Consider the following 1,228-nt stretch of genomic DNA (forward strand, 5'->3'; position numbering starts at 1 on the left):
TGCTATCTCGATGTTCAGAAGCACATATAGCAATAGTGCTAGTGAGCACGAATCAGAACTTCTAAAAATAATAAAAAGCGTTGACCTAATGGTGATTGATGATTATGGAATTAAGCTTAATGACTACGGAATGGGGAAACTTTTCCAAATTCTAGAAAGTCGTGTAGATAAGCATAATATTATAACCACGAATTTAAGGCTAGAAGAAATGACGAATGGTCTAGATTCAGAACGAATATTTAGCAGAATGATAAAAAATGCAACTGTACTTGAAATGAACGGTATGGATTATAGATTGAAAAACTTGAAGGTGATTCGATGATTACAAAAGCTTATGTCAGAGCTTATTTAAATGTCCCAGGTTTGTCGGATGCATATGTACAAAAATTAATTGATTATGCTGCTGATGATGTTTATAAGTTAGATACTTTATTAATTCAAAAGAAATTAGAAAGAGAAACAAGAAATGGTATTTACGATTATGAGGTGAATTCAAATGAAGCAGTTCGGCTTGTATGATGGAAACGGAAAATTAATGTTTCATGTGAGCTTATATCCTAATGGGCTATATGAACTTACGGGTGTTGAACGAACTTTCTACTCAGGGAAACATTGGAAACTTACGGAAGATGAGTTAAACACATTTATTCAAGATGACAAATTAACAAAAGAATATCAAACATGTATGTTTGAGTACATATAGTAGGTGATTACATTGTCTGAAGAAACAGTAACGCTTAGATATACAGTGGAGTTTGAAAAGCGAATAAAAGCAAAACAATGTAGACATGAATCTAGACAAAACTTCATAGATCGAATAGCAGATAACTTATTTAAACATGAAAATGATTATACAGACGCTACAGTTTTAGGAATAGCAAACGTAGAGGAGAAATGCTAATGCATCAATTCAAAGTAAAAGGTAAGGAATATCCTTTAACTAAAGAAATGAAAATACATCTTCAGAAAAATAAAGTATCTATGGCGCTATTATGCAGAAGAATTGAGTTAGGTTGGTCATTATATGAATCAGTAAATGTACCAGTTGGTATGAAGATAAAAGAGTTTAGAGAAAATGAACAAAAGCGAAAAGTAACTTGCGTAGAACATAACAAGAAATTGCACATATTGCTTTTAGAAGAAAAACAAAAGAGAGAAAGGAAACCATGGTTATACGATGGTACGCCTCAAGTACATCCAAGAAGCCAATATGTGCAAGATATGATGG

General features: G+C 32.3%; 5 protein-coding genes. All 5 read left to right on the forward strand.

The window, feature by feature from the left end:
* On the forward strand, positions 1–322 hold a 322-nt coding region (locus tag ACF91D_RS30420), incomplete at its 5' end, for an ATP-binding protein (protein ID WP_392438473.1).
* Positions 319–519, forward strand: a complete 201-nt coding sequence (locus tag ACF91D_RS30425) for a hypothetical protein (RefSeq protein WP_392438475.1) — start codon at positions 319–321, stop codon at positions 517–519. The genes ACF91D_RS30420 and ACF91D_RS30425, both read left to right, overlap by 4 nt.
* Positions 497–703 carry a hypothetical protein gene (locus ACF91D_RS30430; RefSeq protein ID WP_392438476.1) on the forward strand — a complete coding sequence of 69 codons (207 nt, stop codon included), beginning with the start codon at positions 497–499 and terminating at the stop codon, positions 701–703. Before ACF91D_RS30425 ends, ACF91D_RS30430 begins: the two co-directional genes overlap by 23 nt.
* Positions 704–715: 12 nt before the next feature.
* Positions 716–901 (forward strand): hypothetical protein, encoded by a 186-nt coding sequence (locus ACF91D_RS30435; protein WP_392438477.1) that lies wholly within the window; start codon positions 716–718, stop codon positions 899–901.
* Positions 901–1,228 (forward strand): SA1788 family PVL leukocidin-associated protein (locus tag ACF91D_RS30440; protein ID WP_392438478.1); only part of this gene is annotated, 328 nt, incomplete at its 3' end. The genes ACF91D_RS30435 and ACF91D_RS30440, both read left to right, overlap by 1 nt.

This window comes from Staphylococcus sp. 231237_7MaSpsaltlick (assembly GCF_043107035.1).

What these genes read in the sequence shown, in the direction of transcription:
- ACF91D_RS30425 (WP_392438475.1), top strand. Translation starts at nt 319, where the DNA reads ATGATTACAAAAGCTTATGTCAGAGCTTATTTAAATGTCCCAGGTTTG.
- ACF91D_RS30430 (WP_392438476.1), top strand. Translation starts at nt 497, where the DNA reads ATGAAGCAGTTCGGCTTGTATGATGGAAACGGAAAATTAATGTTTCAT.